Raw genomic sequence first — 16261 nt, forward strand, 5'->3', positions numbered from 1 at the left:
GGTGAGGGAGATTTTGATGATCAAAGAGATTGTTCTGATCCACGGAGCCTTCGCCGGCCCGTGGTGCATGGAAGATTACGCGGGCTTCTTCCGCGACCGGGGCTGGACGGTGCACACACCGGCGCTGCGCTATCATGGCGGAGATCCCATGGCCGAACCCGATCCCGGCCTGACCGATACCAGCGTCATGGATTACGCCAATGACATTGCCGAGTTCGTACGGGGACTGGAAAGTAAACCGGTGCTGCTGGGCCACGCGATCGCGGGGGTGGTGGCGCAACAGGTGGCCTCACGTGGGCTGGCCAGCGCCATTGTTCTCATCAATCCGAACGCTCCGTGGGGCACCTTGCCCGAAACCGACGACGAACGCGCCATCCCACGCGCGTTAATGGAGGGTGGGGCGTTCTGGAAACAGCCTATGCGGGTCGAGTTCGACCTGATGGCCCCCTTCGCGCTCAACAAGATGCCCGAGGCGCAGCAGCACGCGGTGTTCGACCAATTGGGCGCCGAAAGCGGGCGGGTGATGTTCGAGATGTTCTTCTGGATGTTCGACGACCACCACGCGATGAAGGTGGATATCGACAAGGTCGACTGCCCGGTATTGGTAGTCTCAGGAACTGAGGACCGCGCCGTGAACCCCAACACCTGCCGCGCACTGGCCGACCTGTACGGAGATCGCGCGACATTCATGTCCGTCGCAGACCACGCGCATTTCCTGTTCATGGAACCCGGCTGGGAAAAACCCGCCGCGCAGATCGCGGACTGGCTGGAGGATAAGATGGGCTAGACCGCCCACCCCAAGCGATCAGTTGTTGGTCGAAAACGTGCTCTGCGGTTTCCATTTCAGGGTGCCGTCACTGTCGCGATGACAGCGCAGCAGGCGTTCTTGCACCGTGCTGACCGTGCTGGTGACGGTGTTGTCGCCGACCAGCAGAACAAAGGCGTCCTCGGAATAGGTCAGGCCCTTGTAGTAACAGAACCGGGACTCGGCACCGTCAGGTATCGGTGATGCAAGGCTGAGCGTCTGCTGCGCAGGGGCTTGCGTGGCCAGCAGGGCAAAGGCCAGCCCGAGGGTTAGTGTTTTCATGTCGTCCTCCCGTTCGAATATCTGTTTTTCAAATTGGGTCTTGGACGCCCGGAACCTCAAATGTCGTTCTTGAATGACGGTTTGAGAGTAAGTGTGAACGAGATCAACGGGTTAGGCAAGGGGCGTGTTTGGGGGCAACCTGTGGGCAAATTCGATTCCAGCTAGTACGTATATAATGATTGTAAGAGCTACTTAGTCTAATTGGTTTACTAAAATCGCCGTTTATTGCTTACGCCGGATCGTTTAGGCCCAGCGTTTCTTTTATTGACGATACCAACAAGGCAATGTCATTTTGGCTGACTTCGGCATCGAGTCCACCGTGAATTAACCAATTGCGTTTAGTCACCAAGTTTCGAAGTTGGTTGGCTTGACTAATGGAAAGCGGTCCTCGTTCGGCGAGAACGGTAATGATTCTGCCGGGAGATTGAGGTTTGGAAAATATCTTGCTGTGTCGGTAGCGCGCAGCGGCCTCGAAAGCGGCCCATAGCCCTAGAAGCGCTTCGCGTTTAAATCCTTCTTTTGCCAGCTTTTGGCCATTTTCTACAGCAAGTAGAATATCCCGCTTATTTTGCACTTTTGGACCGGATGATAACTTTTGTTCGTCACCGTAAATTACTTCGAGTTTCCAATGGTCATTTAAATCAAATAAGCGCTTTAGTTTTAACAACTGGCTATGAATTGAAGGGTGACGAGAGCTTTTGACTTCGAAAGCAATATACTCATCTCCCTTTTTTGCAACAAAATCAGGAATGTATCCCTTGATGTTTTTTGGCAAAATTGAAGGAGAAACATCTAGGAATATTTCATATCCACTTCGTTCCAATTCTGGACGCAGTTGGTCTAATACGGCTTTCTCAAGTTCTGAAGCGATCATTGTGCTTCTTCCATCGGTTTGTCTGAGATTGAAAGATATACAAAGGGTGGATCGTTAACCAATGCCTCAGCCACAAGGTTTGGTAGCGGTTCCAAATTTTGGTAGTCTTTGGGTAGAAACCTTTGAGCTGTGACCCTCTTAACTTGCTTGTCATCTTCGTAAACGATGCCATTCATGGCATCTTGAATCCGTTTTATTATGTTGTCTACGTCGCCTTGTGGTTCTTCCTGAGGAAAGTCGTAAATTGTCAAGGAAAGCTCGCATTTTGTTGGTTTCCAGTCTTCTGGCAGGACATGATGTGCCGCAGCTTGCACTGCTTCAACCCAAGGTTTCCTGGCCTTTGTTGATTTTGGGCCAACCGGGGTGCCATGAACTGCAAAATTAATTGGAAAGGGCAAAAGTTAGCTTCTCACTTTTGGGGATAGTCAAACATCCAACTCTTCCACAAACCGCGCGTTCTCCTGAATGTATTGGAACCGCAGTTCGGGTTTTTTGCCCATCAGACGCTCGACCAGGTCGCCGGTCTCGCCGGGTTCGTCCTCGTCGATGGTGACGCGGATCAATTTCCGGGATGCCGGGTCCATCGTGGTCTCTTTCAGGTCCTTGGCGTCCATCTCACCCAGACCCTTGAAGCGCGAGACGTCGATCTTGCCCTTGCCGCCCAGACCTTTCTCAAGCCACTCGTCGCGCTCGGCCTCGTCCAGGCAATAGACGCGTTTGGCACCTTGGGTCAGGCGGTATAGCGGCGGGCAGGCGAGGTAGAGGTGGCCCGCGTCGATCATCGGGCGCATCTGGGTAAAGAAGAACGTCATTAGCAGCGAGGCGATATGCGCCCCGTCCACATCCGCGTCGGTCATGATGATGATCTTGTCATAGCGCAGGTCGTCGACATTGAACTTGGTGCCAAGGCCCACGCCCAGAGCTTGGGTCAGGTCGTTGATTTCGGCATTGGTGCCCAGTTTCGAACTGGCCGCGCCCAGCACGTTCAGGATCTTGCCGCGCAGGGGCAGCAGGGCCTGCGTTTTGCGGTCGCGGCCCATTTTGGCGGAGCCGCCGGCCGAGTCGCCCTCGACGATGAATAACTCGGTGCCGTCGCGTGTTGAACTAGAGCAGTCCACCAGCTTGCCGGGGAGACGAAGTTTCTTAGTGGCGGACTTGCGTTGTGTTTCCTTCTCGGCCCGCCGGCGCAGGCGTTCCTCGGACCTCAGGATGAGGAAGTCGAGGATCGCACCGGCGGATTTCGTGTCCGCGGCCAGCCAGTTGTCAAAATGGTCTCGGACCGAGTTTTCCACCAACCGTTGGGCCTCGACCGTGGCCAGACGGTCCTTGGTTTGACCGACGAATTCCGGTTCGCTGATAAAACAGCTGACCAGTGCGCAGCCTCCGGTGATCAGGTCGTCACGGGTGATCTGACCGGCCTTTTTGTTGTTGATCAGTTCTCCGTACGCTTTGATCCCCTTGAGGACCGCGGCCCAGAAGCCCGCCACATGAGTGCCGCCTTCGGGCGTGGGGACGGTGTTACAGTAGGACTGGATGAACCCGTCGCGCGATGGAGTCCAGTTGATCGCCCATTCGACCTTGCCGGGTGTGCCGAACTTTTCCCGAAAGTCCACGGTGCCAGCGAATGGTTGCTCGGCATAGGTGGAAGAGCCGTTCATCGTCTCTTTCAGGTAGTCGGACAGGCCGCCGGGGAAGTGGAAGCTAGCTTCGGTCGGCGTCTCACCGTCGTCGATGTGGGACTTCCAGCGGATTTCTACACCCGAGAACAGGTAAGCCTTGGAGCGGATAGACTTGAACAGCCGCGCCGGTTTGAAACGGTGATGGCCAAAGATCTCCTCATCCGCGTGGAAAGTAACAGTGGTGCCGCGCCGGTTGGGCGCCGCGCCGACCTTTTCCACCGGACCCAGCGGGATACCACGCGAGAATCGTTGTTCGAACAGCTGCTTGTCGCGTGCCACCTGCACGACCATCGAATCTGACAGAGCATTCACAACGGATGCACCGACGCCGTGCAGACCGCCCGAAGTCTGGTAGGCTTTGCCCGAGAATTTGCCGCCCGCGTGCAGGGTGCACAGGATGACCTCAAGCGCGGATTTGTCAGGGAACTTCGGATGGGGGTCGATCGGAATGCCGCGCCCGTTGTCGCGCACGGTCAGCGCGTAGTCGGCGTGCAGCTCAACCTCGATCCGGTTGGCATGGCCTGCGACGGCCTCGTCCATCGAGTTGTCGAGGATTTCGGCCACCATATGGTGCAGCGCACGCTCATCGGTGCCGCCGATGTACATACCGGGGCGTTTTCGGACCGGTTCCAGCCCTTCAAGCACCTCAATCGAGGAGGCGTCATAGGTGGAGGTCGCGCTGGGCGTCAACAGATCGTCGGGCATCGGTGCTGCTCTTGTTTTTAGGTTGGAGCCCATTATGGCAGGTGATGTGGTCCGGGGGAAGAGGGGCGCGAGGTGTTGTGGGCATTTGGCCGTGCTGAACGCGTGATACATACCGTCCCGTGTCTGTGATCACGGGAGCAATGGTGCTGATCTGCGTGGGCTTATTGAGGTTTTTCAGCGGTCAGGCGCACGCCGCCGATGCGCCGCTGCTGCACGTCGGTGACAAATTTCGCGTACATCATCAGGAACTCCCCCCCCTTAGAAGGGTTGCCCGCGCGTTCGGCCTCGGCATCCAGAGTTTGATACATGCTGAGCCGCCGCGCCAGAATATCTCCCCACGGCCCGGTAATGTCGTCGGCTGACACAATCTCGAATCCAGCCTGCCGGAGCTGGGATTCGTATTCGGGAATGCTCAGCAGCGACTGGCAAGCAAAGCGCTGGCGGTATTGTTCCATCTCATCTTCCGGCAAAGGCGTATGCATCACCCAATCGGTAAAGGCAAAACGGCCGCCGGGGCGCAGAACACGAAACACCTCGTGTAGGGCTTTTTGTTTGTCGGGGATGTGCAAGAAAGATTCCTGACTGACTGCAGCGTCGAACTGCGCATCGTCAAAGGGCATATCCATCGCACTGGCCAGAACAGGGTGAATCCGATCCTGCAGCCCGACCAGCGTATTCAGCTCTTGCGCGCCTTCGACACGGTTAGGGCTGATGTCGACACCAGTCACCTGAACGCCGCGCTCGGACGTGTACCAGCGCGCGGGGCCGCACAGCCCGGCGCAGACATCCAGAACACTGTCCCCGGCGTTCATCCGGGCCTTGTCAGCCAGCCGGGCGTTCGCCTCAAGCCCGTCATAATGATCCTGATCATAGGGGTAGAGTTCCTTGGGGTTCATACCATCCAGCGAACCGCGGATGTCCTTCAGCTTTGTCAGAATATGCGGTGCAGAAATCGGGTGATTGGCATACCAGTCCGCGACCGTTTTTTCCGCCATTTCCATCGGATACTCCCCCTTGCCTTACATCAGCTTAGCCTGACATGGTTGACCAATCCAGTTTCGTCTTGTCGATGGTCGGGGCGTCACCGGAGTGGGGATGGAGCGACAACAGGAAGGGAAACCGTATGAGCTGGATCAAGACTGTTCCGTTCGACCAGGCCAACGGCAAGCTGCGGAAGCTTTACGAACGGGTCACGGGGCCGGGCAACAACGTCGATAACATAATGATGGCACATTCCCTGCGGCCGCATTCGATGGAAGGCCATATGGGGCTGTACAAAAGCGTGCTGCATCATTCGGCCAATAAGGTTCCCAAGTGGTTTCTTGAGGTACTGGGGGTCTGGGTCAGTTCGTTGAACCAGTGCGGGTATTGTGTTGAGCATCATTTCAGCGGTCTGCAACGGCTGTTGAAAGATCCGGATCGGGGTCATGCCATCCGCACCGCGATTGAGGCGGGGACGCTGAGCGCCGCTCCGTTGGATGAGGCGCAGATCGCGGCGATGAACTATGCACGCAAGCTTACCGAAGCTCCGGCGGAAATGGTTCAGACGGATGTTCAGGCCCTGCGGGATGCCGGCTGGGATGACGGTGAGATTCTCGAGATAAATCAGGTCTGTGCGTACTTCGCCTATGCGAACCGAACGGTTCTGGGATTGGGCTGTTCGACTGACGGAGACATTCTGGGCTTGTCGCCGAGTAACTCGGACGACCCCGAGGATTGGGGGCATAGCTAAGCGGTTAATCTGCGAACCAGTCCAGAACGGCCTGTGCGACAGCCTCCGGTTTCTGATGATGCAGCCAGTGGTCAGTGCCTGGGATTTCGACGCGGGTCAGGTCGGGTACGAACTCTTTCAACCCTGCGGTGGCCTCGGGCAGCAGAGCTTTGTCGTCGGGCCCCCAAATCAGCAGGTGCGGACTACGGACCATCAGGCGGTCTGGCGATAACTCGGGCAGATCGGTACGGGGTTCTCCGGGTTTGGCGACGACCAGAGGCGAGGCGCGGTACCAGTTCAGCATCGCTTCAAGCCGACCGGGCCGGGCCCATTCGGTGCGATAGTCCTGCATACGTTCCTCTGACAGCCAATCGACGCCCATGCCGAAGCGAAAGAACTGTTCGAGCCTCGCGAAACTATCAGCCGAAAGGTGTGACGCAGCATCTGGCGCGCGAAGGGCGTTGATATATTGCGACGCCTCTGATTGCGCGCCACCGGCTGCCATTGCGCGTTGAAACGGCCCCGGGTGGACGCCGTTTGCGATGATCAGGCGGCTGACCAGATCGGGGCGGAACATGGCCAGCCCATAGGCCACTGAGGCACCCCAATCGTGCCCCATGATGCAGATCGGTGCATCGAACTGTTCAATCAACGCCGACATGTCCGAGACCAGTCGGGACAGTGCATAATGGCCAACCCCGTCCGGACACCAGCTTTGCCCATAGCCGCGCTGGTCCGGTGCGATGCAGTGGAAATGGTTGGCCAGATGTGGGGCCAGATCGCTCCATGCCCCGCCATATTCAGGAAAGCCGTGCAACATCAGCAGGGGCGGCAAGTCGGGTTCGCCCCAGCTCCGCAGAAAGAAGGACTGGCCGTTCAGGTCGATGATGTCTGTGTTCATTGCAACCTTCCTCTTTCTCCTCGAATTGATGGGTTTTTCGCGCATCAATTTGACGCCAATCAAAGCGAGAAACAGCGTCTTCTGCTAGCCGTGTCCGCGGATAGTGAAAAAAGGATGAACTGAATGGAAGCTGTTGTAAAAATCGAAGAAACACAATCCCCCGCCAATATCTCCCCAACAACGAAAACCGCGCCGTCTCAGCCCAGCCCCGAGAAAATTCGGCAGGCGTTTGAAAGTGGCAAATACCCCTATGGCCGCAAGATGGCGCGCAAATCCTATGAGGCGCAAAAAGCCGAACTGCAGGCCGAATTGCTGAAAGTTCAGTTGTGGGCGCAGGAAACCGGTCAGCGTTTTGTGCTGCTGTTCGAAGGCCGTGACGCGGCTGGCAAAGGCGGCACGATCAAACGGTTCATGGAGCACCTGAACCCGCGTCAGGCGCGCGTCGTGGCATTGAACAAGCCGACCTGGGAAGAAAAGGGCCAGTGGTACTATCAGCGCTATGTTCAGGAACTTCCGACGGTTGGCGAAATGGTGTTCTATGACCGGTCCTGGTACAACCGTGCAGGAGTTGAGCGCGTCATGGGGTTCTGCTCGCCAAACGAATACCTTGAGTTCATGCGTCAGACACCGGATCTTGAGCGGATGCTGGTCCGGTCGGGCATTCAGCTTTACAAATACTGGTTCTCTGTCACGCAGTCCGAGCAACAGCGCCGGTTCAAAAGCCGTGAGACAGATCCGCTGAAACAGTGGAAGCTGTCGCCGATCGACAAGGCCAGCCTCGACAAATGGGATGATTACACCGAGGCGAAAGAGGCGATGTTCTTCTACACGGACACTGCGGATGCGCCCTGGACTATCGTAAAATCGAACGACAAGAAACGCGCTCGTCTGAATTGTATGCGCCATTTCCTGTCGACGCTGGACTACCCGGACAAGGATGACGGTATTGTGGGGCAACCTGATCCTCTGATCGTGGGGCAGGCGCATCACGTGATCCATCGGTCCGAGCATATTCTGGGCAATACCCTGCACCCGGAAACGCAGTGACCGGTTAGGCCAACTGGTAGCGCGCCGATAGTCTCAACCTGAAATATGCCTTATCACCTCTTGTCCCGGCCTTTGGCCGGGCATAAGGCTGATGGGATGAACAAGGTGATGACATATCGCGGCCATTTCCGGGCCATTGCTGTTCTGGGTCTGCCGCTGATCGGCGGACATCTGGCGCAGTTTGCCATCGGCCTGACCGACACAATCATGCTGGGCTGGTACGGGGTCGAGGCGCTGGCCGCCGTGACCCTGGCCAGCAGCTACTACTTCGTGCTGTTCCTGTTCGGGGCCGGGTTTGGCTGGGCTGTGATGCCTATGGTGGCGACGGCGGACGCCGAAGAGGATGAGACCAGCATTCGCCGATCGACCCGCATGGGGCTGTGGTTGTCTCTGATTTATGCGACGTTGATGATGCCACTCTTGTGGTGGTCCCAACCCATACTGATCGCCCTGAAGCAAGACCCGCAAGTCGCTGAAACCGCGTCAGAATACTTGCGTGTTGCGGGTTGGGGCTTGTTCCCGGCGCTGTTGGTGATGGTGCTGAAATCCTATCTGGCTGCGCTTGAACGAACGCAAATCGTGCTGTGGATCACTGTCATTGCCGCGGTGGTAAATGCGGTCACGAACTATGCCCTGATTTTTGGTAATTGGGGCGCGCCCGAATTGGGTGTGATGGGGGCGGCCATCGCCTCGGTCGTGACGCAGATCGTGTCGCTGGTCTTTGTCGTCATTTACGCAGTACGCGTGCTGCCCGAGCACAGCCTGTTCCAACGCTTCTGGCGCCCGGATTGGGAGTTCTTTTTCAGCGTCCTGCGCCTTGGCGTACCTATCGGCCTGACGACGCTGGCCGAGGTCAGTCTGTTTGCCATGTCGGCCATCATGATGGGTTGGCTGGGGCAGGTGCCGCTGGCGGCACATGGTATCGCGCTGAACCTGGCCTCGGCCACGTTTATGGTGCATTTGGGGCTATCCAATGCGGCAACGATCCGCGCAGGCAATGCCTTGGGTCGCAAAGACCGCCCCCATCTAGAAAAGGGTGCGATCGCGGTGACGGGCATGTCTCTGGTGGTATCCGTATTCACGGTTATCCTGTTCCTGACCTGTGCCGAGCCGCTGATTTCATTGTTCATGGAATCAGACGATCCGCAGCGCCCGCAAATCCTGGCCATCGGCACCGGCCTGCTGGCCATGGCCGCTCTGTTCCAGCTGGTGGACGGGGCGCAGGTGATTGCGCTGGGCCTGTTGCGCGGATTGCAGGACGCCAAGATACCGATGGTGATGGCCGGGCTCAGCTATTGGGTCGTGGGGATACCGGCGTCGTATTACTTTGGCTTCGTGCGGGGCATGGACGGGATCGGCATTTGGCTTGGCCTCGTTCTGGGCCTTGCCTGCGCCGCCGTTCTGCTGATGGCACGGTTCTGGATGCGCTCGGTCCGTGAAGTTGGCGTTCCGGCCGAATAGTTGCCCGGTCAGCCCTTGGTCAGCCGATCCGCCTTTTTACGCACCAGTACCGTGCGCAGATCGTGCATAGCCAGCAACAACCGGTCGGTGACGTCTTCAAGTTGGTCACCGGTTGCCTTGGACTGCGCCCATTGCGTCGTCAGGTTCATGTAGTCGACCGCGCGATGAATGTCGTCGATATCGCGCTGCGCCAGCAGGGCTTTGCGTTCCTCCATCCAGCGCGCGATTTCGGCCTGATCGGCTTCGGTCAGGGTGCGCTGGCCTTGCGGTTTCACCTCGCCGTTGCGGATGTTGATGACCGCGATCTGATCCATCTCGATCCGCCGCTGGCGATTTTCAGTGTCGATCCTGAAAACAACCGCGCCGTTTTCACGGATTCGGAAATAGTATTCTGGCAGTTCTGCGGTCATCGGGGCCTCCGGCTCAGGTCAGGGACGCGCAGAAGCGCTGGATGCGGGTACAGGCTTCAGACAGGGCCTCGTCCGAGGTTGCATAGCTGACGCGGAAGTTCGGTGACAAACCGAAGGCCGCGCCGAACACGACGGCCACGTCTGCCTCCTCCAGCAGGGCGGTAGCGAAGGCCTCATCCGAGTCGATCACCGTGCCCGCCGGTGTGGTCTTACCGATCAGCCCGGCGATCGATGGGTAGACATAGAAAGCGCCTTCGGGGGTGGGGCAGGTGATGCCGTCGATTTCGTTCAACATCCGTACGACCAAATCGCGGCGACGTTTGAAGGTCTCGTTGTTCGGGGCCAGAAAAGCCTGCGTACCATTCAGCGCCTCGACCGCCGCCCATTGGCTGACCGAGCAGGGGTTCGATGTGGACTGTGACTGGATCTTGCGCATCGCGGCAATGATCTCAACCGGACCGGCGGCATACCCAATTCTCCACCCGGTCATGGCATAGGCTTTCGAGACCCCGTTGCAGGTCAGCGTGCGGTCATAGAGGCCGGGCTCGACTTCGGACGGGGTGCAGAATTCGAACCCGTCGTAGGCCAGGTGCTCGTACATGTCGTCGGACATAATCCAGACATGCGGATGGCGCATTAGTACGTCGGTCAGCGCCTTCAACTCGTCACTGCTGTACCCCGCGCCGGTCGGGTTGGACGGCGAGTTGAAGATGAACCATTTTGTCTTGGGCGTGATTGCGGCCTCAAGCTGTTCGGCAGTCAGCTTAAAGCTGTTTTCCAAGGTCGTTTCGACTATGACCGGAGTTCCCCCGGCCAACAGCACCATATCCGGATAACTGACCCAATAGGGTGCGGGGATAATGACCTCATCGCCGTCATTCATTGTCGCCATTAGGGCGTTGTACAGGGTCTGCTTGCCTCCGGTCCCAACCGAGATCTGCGCAGGCGTGTAATCCAACCCATGGTCGCGTTTCATCTTGGCACAGGCGGCTTGTTTCAGCTCGGGGATGCCGTCTGGCGCGGTGTATTTGGTCTTACCCGCTGCGATCGCCGCCACTGCCGCGTCCTTTATGTTCTGCGGAGTGTCAAAATCCGGCTCGCCCGCGCTCAGGCCGATCACGTCGCGACCGGCGGCTTTCAGCTCAGCCGCTTTTGCTGTCATTGCAATGGTCGGAGAGGGTTTTACGCGTGACAGTGTCGCAGACAGGAAACTCATGGTCGACCTCGGTTTGTATGTTCAACCTGTCTGTCATAGGGTGCGCCCGAATGACGATCAAGCCGTATGAATAATGAATTAGGAGACCCCGATGAGCGACGAAACTGACTGGTATGGAGCAGATGCAGCGACTTTCGGGGACAGGCTGGCGGGCGCGCGTGAGGCCGCAGGGATGACACAGTCCCAGCTGGCGCGGCGCCTGGGGGTCAAGAAGGCAACGATCGCGGCCTGGGAAAACGATCTGTCCGAACCGCGCGCCAACCGTTTGTCGATGATGGCTGGTATGATCAACGTCTCGATCATGTGGCTGCTGACTGGCGAGGGTGAGGGTATGGAAGCCCCGGTCGAAGAGGCCGAGGGCGATCTGGAACTGGTGGACGCAGTGGCAGAACTGCGCGCCATCCGTGGCGAGATGCGCGCCAGCGCTGAGCGTGCCGCGCGGCTGGAAAAGCGACTGCGGTTGATGTTGGAGCCGGCCCAGTGACCGAAACGCGCGAAGTCCGGATCAAGCGTATGCAGATGCGCTCAATGCGGCGCGGTATCAAGGAGATGGACCTGATCCTTTCAGCCTATGCCGAACGCAATCTGGATAAGATGGATACTGCTGGTCTGGACCTGTACGATGCCATGCTGCATGAAAACGATCAGGACCTCTATCAGTGGGTCACGGGTCAGGTTCAACCGCCCGGTGTTTTTGCCGACCTCATCGCGGATATCGCGCAGACCTTTCAAAAATAAAGAAAACCCGGCTTAACCGATTTTTCGGGATTTCGATTCATGCTGCCTGAAACAGCGCGAGTGAATCGGAGGATCGGATGAGTATGGAAATGCAGGTCTCCGCGCCGGAAACCAAGGGGTTTATGACCAGCTATCTCGAGGCGCTCGCTTTGGTCGAGCGTCTGCACCGCCTGCTGCTGGACGTCATCAAGGATGAGTTCGAGCGTGTCGGGGTGTTGGAGATCAACGCCGTTCAGGCTTTATTGCTATTCAATATCGGTGACCATGAGGTGACGGCAGGCGAACTTAAAAGCCGTGGTTATTATCAAGGCAGCAATGTCAGCTACAACCTCAAGAAGCTGGTCGAAATGGGCTATATGCACCACCAGCGCTGCGAGATCGACAGGCGCTCGGTCCGGGTTCGATTGACCCCGCGAGGGCGGGAAATCCGCGATATCGTGTGCAAGCTGTTTTCGCGCCATGCCGAAGGGTTGCAGACCCGTGGCGTGCTGGGGCTGGAAGGGATCGACGACATCACCACGTCTCTGCGTCGGGTCGAGCGGTATTGGACCGACCAGATCCGGTACATTTACTGATCAGGGGCGCGGGATGGGATTTGCGTTGGACAGGGCCTGTCCCCGCATCCTTTTCGCGGGGTTCTTTAAAGCGCCGATTTGCAGCCCCTTCAGTTCCCGCTCCAGTTTGCGCCGCATCGCGCGTTCGAAATCCTCGAACCCCTGCGCAATTTCCAGAAATGCGCCGGGTCCGTGCAAGACGTTGTTTTCAAAAAATGGGATCAGGTACAGCTCGCCCTCGAAATCGGCGGCATTGATAACCAACCCGTTGACCACCGTGTTCTGAAAGGGAAAGTGCCGATAGGCCGAGTCCGGGCCGTAGCCATCATTGTTCGACCCGTCACCCGACAGATCGATGGTCTGAAACAAACAGGGCGGGGCCTGCTGCATCAGAGTTGCACCGAAGGCCAGCGCATACCCCATCGCCGTGGCCGAGCCACTATCCGAGCGGACCGATTGCTGCACGGTCGCCGCCGCGGCTAAAAGGTCGACCTGCGTGTTGATCATCGTCCAGTTCAGAATGACGCGCTGCGTGGATCGACCGCTCCATTCATACACGGCCAGCGCAACCGGCATAGGCGAGGAAAAGAACGCCTCGGTAACCTCGGGCGCGACAAGCGCGGCGGCCAGGCCCTGCCGCTGCAGGGCGTCTTCGTTTGCGTCTACCGAGGTGGAGATGTCCATGGCCAAAGCCAGGGCCAGACGGCAGGTTTCGGCCCGAAGCGGGCTGGCCAGAACGGCTAGCCCCAGTGCTGTCAGCCAGCGGATCACCAGTGGCCGGTGCTTTCCATGCTGGCCCAGGGTTCCGCGGGTTCCAGCGCGTCGCCGTTCTGCAGAAGTTCGACGGAAATGTTGTCGGGTGACCGCACAAACGCCATACGTCCATCGCGCGGCGGGCGATTGATCACGACGCCACTGTCCTGCAGGTGCTGACAGACTTCGTAGATGTTATCGACACCATAGGCCAAGTGTCCGAAATGGCGGCTGTCGCTGGGCAGAGCGTCGTCGCCATCCCAGTTATAAGTCAGTTCGATAGGCCGATCCTCTTGCCCCGGAGGCGCCATGAAGATCAGCGAAAACCGTCCGGCCTCGCTGTCATAACGGCGGGTTTCCTTCAGGCCCAGCAGTTCATAAAACGCCATCGACTTTTCCAGATCCTTCACGCGGACCATGGTGTGAAGATATGTCAGCCCCATCTGCGGCTTCCTTTCTGTTCAGGTGATGTGCAGCAGCTTAGCGCGCAGGCTTTGCGTGTCGAGGGGCAGCAAGGACACATTTTGGATTTTGCAGAAATGACCGCACATATCGCGGTTCCGGTCGAGGAATTGCCGAGATATAGTGGCGGGCGACTCATTGCTGGAAAGGAAATTTCATGCCGCTGTCCTCTGACCAACTGGCCGAGATCGAAGCGCAACGGGCGCAATCGCATCAAACACGCCGCGTTGTGGCTGCGGGAATGGAAGAGCATCTTTATACCGCGCATCAGGTGCTGGACCATGGTTTTGTACGCGTGATCGACTATATGGGCGACGACGCGGCGATCTGTCAGGCGGCGCGGGTGTCCTATGGTAAAGGCACCAAATCGGTTCAGAATGATGAGGGCCTGATCCGCTATTTGATGCGCCACTGGCACTCGACCCCGTTCGAGATGTGCGAGATCAAACTGCACGTCAAACTACCCGTCTTCGTGGCCCGGCAATGGATTCGTCACCGCACGGCAAACGTGAATGAATACTCCGCGCGCTATTCGATTCTCGACCGTGAGTTCTACATCCCAGCGCCCGATCATGTCGCGGCGCAGTCCGAGGTGAACAATCAGGGCCGAGGCGATGCGCTGCAGGGGGAAGAGGCCGTGCGTGTTCTGGAAATGCTCAAGGCCGACAGCGCACGGTGCTACGACAACTATGAGGCGATGATTAGCCAGGATGGTCAGCAGGGGCTGGCCCGCGAACTGGCGCGGATGAATTTGCCCGCAAATATCTATACACAGTGGTACTGGAAGGTCGATCTGCACAACCTGTTCCATTTCCTGCGCTTGCGTGCTGACCCGCATGCTCAATACGAAATCCGGGTCTATGCCGAGACCATGTGCAAGATTGTCGCTGACTGGGTGCCCTTCGCCTACAGAGCGTTCGAGGATTACCGCCTGGGTGCGGTGAACCTGTCGGCGCAGATGGTCGACAGCCTGCGCAGAATGCTGGCGGGGGAGACGGTCACGCAAGAAAACTCGGGCATGACTGCACGGGAATGGCGTGAGTTCGAAGCTGTCATCCGCGAAGGCTAATCACGCGTATCGCTTTTTTATACAGGGTGTCATGAAGCTGTATGGTTCAATTCATGACGGTTTCTGTCGAAATCCGAGCTATTTGCCTGTGCCTTGTGCTGACACCCGAAGCACAGGCCAAGTCTTCGATTGCCGAGGTGATTTGCGAGCCAGCCGACCGTATGCACGAAAAGCTTGAACGTCAGTGCGGTTCGGAACGCGCGGCGACCGGCATTCACCGACCTGAACAATTAATGGAGGTCCGGCCAGCAAATCCGGTGACGGGACCATGTTGGCCGCCTATGCCACCGGAATATCCTGCATCGTGGCAATGAGACAATACTGAAACACTCATGCCAAAGTCGATCCGGCGCGAGGGTAAGGTTCTCTAACCTTTGAAAAATGGTCAACGGCCGGTAATTGGCCGTTGGCCTGTTTTGATAACCCGCAGAACGCGGTTGTTTTACAGTGGCTTCAAATCAGCTGCCATTTGGCGGCCGTCACGTCCGTCTTCCAACTCATACGAGACTTTCTGATTGTCAGCGAGTCCGGTCAGGCCGGACCGTTCAACGGCCGAGATATGAACAAATACGTCCTTGCCGCCTTCATCGGGGGCAATAAACCCATAGCCTTTCGTGGTATTAAACCATTTCACGGTGCCAGTTGGCATTTCCCGTGTCTCCTTCTACTTTCACGTTGTCCCACAAAATTGGTGGGGGTAGTGGTTGACGCCGCCGCAACACGTCACCGTATCGCCCACACGATACAGCCCGAATTGCGTGTTTCGCCTTTTTCAACATTGCACGGTGAAGTAAAAAATCAAGAATTACCGAAACGATCCGGCGAAATTGCTGAAAATTGAACCAGATACAGGAGACCCCCGCAGATGCGCCTCTTTGGCCTGAAGACTTGTGATACGTGCCGCAAGGCTTTGAAATCATTACCGGATGCTCAGTTTGTTGACGTTCGGGTCGACGGTGTACCGGATTCGGTGCTTGCGCGGGCTTTTGACGCCTTCGGCGAGGCTTTGCTCAACACCCGCTCCACAACCTGGCGGGGATTGGGTGATGCGGATCGCGCGCGGCCTCCGCTGGACCTGCTGACGGATCACCCGACTCTGATGAAGCGTCCCCTGGTCGAGCAGAACGGTACGTTGTATCTGGGTTGGACGGCTGAAACGAAGGCAGGGCTTGGCGTTGCGTGACCGGGTAACTATGTGAATTGACGCAAGTTAGAGGGTTTTGAATGCGCAACGCAGCTATGATTTTGGGCGTCATTGCCGGTCTGATCGGTATGATTGTGGGCTTTTTTGGCTATGGCCGTATCGAACTGATCGAGCATATTGGAGAGATCGACGGGCTACTGGAGCAGTCGGAAAACCCGGGGCTTATTCAGGCTGTGTCGATCTTGGCGCCTCTTCTGGCCATCGCAGGTGGTGCGATGGCTCATGCACGAGCCTTGGTCGGAGGCGTGTTGTTGTTGGTTTCGGCAACGGGGATGTATTACGCCTTTGGTTTCAACGTGTTCACCATGTTTCCGGTGGCGTTTGCGGCCGTGGCGGGCTTCCTTGGGCTGGCCGCAGGTAAACCGGACGAGCCCAAGGCACATTTCTAAG

General features: G+C 57.6%; 22 protein-coding genes. 11 read left to right on the forward strand and 11 right to left on the reverse strand.

The genetic code is table 11. The features are described 5' to 3' along the window. Positions 1-16 precede the first annotated feature (16 nt). Positions 17-787: an alpha/beta hydrolase gene (locus AC2FEE_RS00445; RefSeq protein ID WP_496862332.1), complete on the forward strand. Its 771-nt coding sequence runs from the start codon at positions 17-19 to the stop codon at positions 785-787. 18 nt (positions 788-805) lie between these two features. Here the strand turns inward: AC2FEE_RS00445 and AC2FEE_RS00450 are convergent, their stop codons facing one another. From AC2FEE_RS00450 to AC2FEE_RS00470, 5 genes are all read right to left on the reverse strand, one after another. Next, a complete protein-coding gene (locus AC2FEE_RS00450; RefSeq protein ID WP_480681106.1) occupies positions 806-1087 on the reverse strand; it encodes a hypothetical protein in 282 nt (93 codons plus the stop codon). Between the two features lie 229 nt (positions 1088-1316). After that, a complete protein-coding gene (locus AC2FEE_RS00455; protein ID WP_496862333.1) occupies positions 1317-1961 on the reverse strand; it encodes a hypothetical protein in 645 nt (214 codons plus the stop codon). After that, the gene (locus AC2FEE_RS00460; protein ID WP_496862334.1) at positions 1958-2359 is read right to left on the reverse strand and encodes a RusA family crossover junction endodeoxyribonuclease; all 402 of its coding nucleotides are present in this window, start codon (positions 2357-2359) and stop codon (positions 1958-1960) included. Before AC2FEE_RS00460 ends, AC2FEE_RS00455 begins: the two co-directional genes overlap by 4 nt. Positions 2360-2386: 27 nt before the next feature. Then, positions 2387-4345, reverse strand: a complete 1959-nt coding sequence (gene parE, locus AC2FEE_RS00465) for a DNA topoisomerase IV subunit B (protein WP_496862335.1) — start codon at positions 4343-4345, stop codon at positions 2387-2389. Positions 4346-4506: 161 nt separating this feature from the next. After that, positions 4507-5346, reverse strand: coding sequence for a class I SAM-dependent methyltransferase (locus tag AC2FEE_RS00470; RefSeq protein ID WP_496862336.1), 840 nt, complete (start codon positions 5344-5346; stop codon positions 4507-4509). Positions 5347-5468: 122 nt separating this feature from the next. Here AC2FEE_RS00470 and AC2FEE_RS00475 point away from each other — a divergent pair, with 122 nt between their 5' ends. Then, positions 5469-6077 (forward strand): carboxymuconolactone decarboxylase family protein, encoded by a 609-nt coding sequence (locus tag AC2FEE_RS00475; protein WP_496862337.1) that lies wholly within the window; start codon positions 5469-5471, stop codon positions 6075-6077. Between the two features lie 4 nt (positions 6078-6081). Here the strand turns inward: AC2FEE_RS00475 and AC2FEE_RS00480 are convergent, their stop codons facing one another. Next, the gene (locus tag AC2FEE_RS00480; RefSeq protein ID WP_496862338.1) at positions 6082-6957 is read right to left on the reverse strand and encodes an alpha/beta fold hydrolase; all 876 of its coding nucleotides are present in this window, start codon (positions 6955-6957) and stop codon (positions 6082-6084) included. A gap of 123 nt (positions 6958-7080) precedes the next feature. On the opposite strand from AC2FEE_RS00480, the gene ppk2 reads away from it, so the two are divergent. Both ppk2 and AC2FEE_RS00490 read left to right on the forward strand, forming a co-directional pair. Then, positions 7081-8004, forward strand: coding sequence for a polyphosphate kinase 2 (gene ppk2, locus AC2FEE_RS00485; protein ID WP_496862339.1), 924 nt, complete (start codon positions 7081-7083; stop codon positions 8002-8004). A gap of 108 nt (positions 8005-8112) precedes the next feature. Beyond that, entirely contained in the window at positions 8113-9465 is a 1353-nt protein-coding gene (locus tag AC2FEE_RS00490; protein ID WP_496862340.1) for an MATE family efflux transporter, read from the forward strand. A gap of 8 nt (positions 9466-9473) precedes the next feature. Here AC2FEE_RS00490 and AC2FEE_RS00495 read toward each other — a convergent pair whose 3' ends face one another. Together AC2FEE_RS00495 and AC2FEE_RS00500 are read right to left on the reverse strand one after the other, a co-directional pair. Further along, positions 9474-9875: a hypothetical protein gene (locus AC2FEE_RS00495; RefSeq protein WP_496862341.1), complete on the reverse strand. Its 402-nt coding sequence runs from the start codon at positions 9873-9875 to the stop codon at positions 9474-9476. A 13-nt stretch (positions 9876-9888) separates the two neighbouring features. After that, positions 9889-11091 carry a pyridoxal phosphate-dependent aminotransferase gene (locus AC2FEE_RS00500; protein ID WP_496862342.1) on the reverse strand — a complete coding sequence of 401 codons (1203 nt, stop codon included), beginning with the start codon at positions 11089-11091 and terminating at the stop codon, positions 9889-9891. A gap of 91 nt (positions 11092-11182) precedes the next feature. Between AC2FEE_RS00500 and AC2FEE_RS00505 the strand changes: the two genes are divergently transcribed. From AC2FEE_RS00505 to AC2FEE_RS00515, 3 genes are all read left to right on the forward strand, one after another. Further along, a complete protein-coding gene (locus AC2FEE_RS00505; protein WP_496862343.1) occupies positions 11183-11575 on the forward strand; it encodes a helix-turn-helix domain-containing protein in 393 nt (130 codons plus the stop codon). Beyond that, positions 11572-11829 (forward strand): succinate dehydrogenase assembly factor 2, encoded by a 258-nt coding sequence (locus AC2FEE_RS00510; RefSeq protein WP_480595575.1) that lies wholly within the window; start codon positions 11572-11574, stop codon positions 11827-11829. The genes AC2FEE_RS00505 and AC2FEE_RS00510 overlap by 4 nt, the downstream gene beginning before the upstream one ends. A gap of 77 nt (positions 11830-11906) precedes the next feature. Next, positions 11907-12404, forward strand: coding sequence for a MarR family winged helix-turn-helix transcriptional regulator (locus AC2FEE_RS00515; RefSeq protein WP_496862344.1), 498 nt, complete (start codon positions 11907-11909; stop codon positions 12402-12404). On the opposite strand, the gene AC2FEE_RS00520 is transcribed toward AC2FEE_RS00515, so the two are convergent. Then, positions 12405-13154 carry a DUF1194 domain-containing protein gene (locus AC2FEE_RS00520; RefSeq protein ID WP_496862345.1) on the reverse strand — a complete coding sequence of 250 codons (750 nt, stop codon included), beginning with the start codon at positions 13152-13154 and terminating at the stop codon, positions 12405-12407. Then, positions 13151-13579, reverse strand: coding sequence for a VOC family protein (locus AC2FEE_RS00525; protein ID WP_496862346.1), 429 nt, complete (start codon positions 13577-13579; stop codon positions 13151-13153). The genes AC2FEE_RS00520 and AC2FEE_RS00525 overlap by 4 nt, the downstream gene beginning before the upstream one ends. Positions 13580-13755: 176 nt before the next feature. Here AC2FEE_RS00525 and thyX point away from each other — a divergent pair, with 176 nt between their 5' ends. Next, complete coding sequence (thyX, locus tag AC2FEE_RS00530) at positions 13756-14667, forward strand: FAD-dependent thymidylate synthase (RefSeq protein WP_496862347.1); 912 nt, start codon at positions 13756-13758, stop codon at positions 14665-14667. Between the two features lie 442 nt (positions 14668-15109). Here thyX and AC2FEE_RS00535 read toward each other — a convergent pair whose 3' ends face one another. Next, positions 15110-15316 carry a cold-shock protein gene (locus tag AC2FEE_RS00535; protein WP_496862348.1) on the reverse strand — a complete coding sequence of 69 codons (207 nt, stop codon included), beginning with the start codon at positions 15314-15316 and terminating at the stop codon, positions 15110-15112. Between the two features lie 51 nt (positions 15317-15367). On the opposite strand from AC2FEE_RS00535, the gene AC2FEE_RS00540 reads away from it, so the two are divergent. Genes AC2FEE_RS00540 through AC2FEE_RS00550 form a run of 3 tightly spaced genes read left to right on the forward strand, consistent with a single transcriptional unit; the run spans position 15368 to position 16260 of the window. After that, complete coding sequence (locus AC2FEE_RS00540) at positions 15368-15508, forward strand: hypothetical protein (protein WP_496862349.1); 141 nt, start codon at positions 15368-15370, stop codon at positions 15506-15508. 24 nt (positions 15509-15532) lie between these two features. Next, positions 15533-15850, forward strand: a complete 318-nt coding sequence (locus AC2FEE_RS00545; RefSeq protein ID WP_496862350.1) for an ArsC/Spx/MgsR family protein — start codon at positions 15533-15535, stop codon at positions 15848-15850. 41 nt (positions 15851-15891) lie between these two features. Beyond that, positions 15892-16260 (forward strand): hypothetical protein, encoded by a 369-nt coding sequence (locus tag AC2FEE_RS00550; protein WP_496862351.1) that lies wholly within the window; start codon positions 15892-15894, stop codon positions 16258-16260. Position 16261: the final 1 nt, after the last annotated feature.

This window comes from Ruegeria sp. YTSC199 (genome assembly GCF_059609725.1).

What these genes read in the sequence shown, in the direction of transcription:
- AC2FEE_RS00515 (WP_496862344.1), top strand. Translation starts at nt 11,907, where the DNA reads ATGAGTATGGAAATGCAGGTCTCCGCGCCGGAAACCAAGGGGTTTATG.
- AC2FEE_RS00550 (WP_496862351.1), top strand. Translation starts at nt 15,892, where the DNA reads ATGCGCAACGCAGCTATGATTTTGGGCGTCATTGCCGGTCTGATCGGT.
- AC2FEE_RS00495 (WP_496862341.1), bottom strand. Translation starts at nt 9,875, where the DNA reads ATGACCGCAGAACTGCCAGAATACTATTTCCGAATCCGTGAAAACGGC.
- AC2FEE_RS00525 (WP_496862346.1), bottom strand. Translation starts at nt 13,579, where the DNA reads ATGGGGCTGACATATCTTCACACCATGGTCCGCGTGAAGGATCTGGAA.
- AC2FEE_RS00480 (WP_496862338.1), bottom strand. Translation starts at nt 6,957, where the DNA reads ATGAACACAGACATCATCGACCTGAACGGCCAGTCCTTCTTTCTGCGG.
- AC2FEE_RS00505 (WP_496862343.1), top strand. Translation starts at nt 11,183, where the DNA reads ATGAGCGACGAAACTGACTGGTATGGAGCAGATGCAGCGACTTTCGGG.
- parE (WP_496862335.1), bottom strand. Translation starts at nt 4,345, where the DNA reads ATGCCCGACGATCTGTTGACGCCCAGCGCGACCTCCACCTATGACGCC.
- AC2FEE_RS00455 (WP_496862333.1), bottom strand. Translation starts at nt 1,961, where the DNA reads ATGATCGCTTCAGAACTTGAGAAAGCCGTATTAGACCAACTGCGTCCA.
- AC2FEE_RS00535 (WP_496862348.1), bottom strand. Translation starts at nt 15,316, where the DNA reads ATGCCAACTGGCACCGTGAAATGGTTTAATACCACGAAAGGCTATGGG.
- AC2FEE_RS00500 (WP_496862342.1), bottom strand. Translation starts at nt 11,091, where the DNA reads ATGAGTTTCCTGTCTGCGACACTGTCACGCGTAAAACCCTCTCCGACC.
- thyX (WP_496862347.1), top strand. Translation starts at nt 13,756, where the DNA reads ATGCCGCTGTCCTCTGACCAACTGGCCGAGATCGAAGCGCAACGGGCG.
- AC2FEE_RS00470 (WP_496862336.1), bottom strand. Translation starts at nt 5,346, where the DNA reads ATGGAAATGGCGGAAAAAACGGTCGCGGACTGGTATGCCAATCACCCG.
- ppk2 (WP_496862339.1), top strand. Translation starts at nt 7,081, where the DNA reads ATGGAAGCTGTTGTAAAAATCGAAGAAACACAATCCCCCGCCAATATC.
- AC2FEE_RS00445 (WP_496862332.1), top strand. Translation starts at nt 17, where the DNA reads ATGATCAAAGAGATTGTTCTGATCCACGGAGCCTTCGCCGGCCCGTGG.
- AC2FEE_RS00475 (WP_496862337.1), top strand. Translation starts at nt 5,469, where the DNA reads ATGAGCTGGATCAAGACTGTTCCGTTCGACCAGGCCAACGGCAAGCTG.
- AC2FEE_RS00490 (WP_496862340.1), top strand. Translation starts at nt 8,113, where the DNA reads ATGACATATCGCGGCCATTTCCGGGCCATTGCTGTTCTGGGTCTGCCG.
- AC2FEE_RS00545 (WP_496862350.1), top strand. Translation starts at nt 15,533, where the DNA reads ATGCGCCTCTTTGGCCTGAAGACTTGTGATACGTGCCGCAAGGCTTTG.
- AC2FEE_RS00450 (WP_480681106.1), bottom strand. Translation starts at nt 1,087, where the DNA reads ATGAAAACACTAACCCTCGGGCTGGCCTTTGCCCTGCTGGCCACGCAA.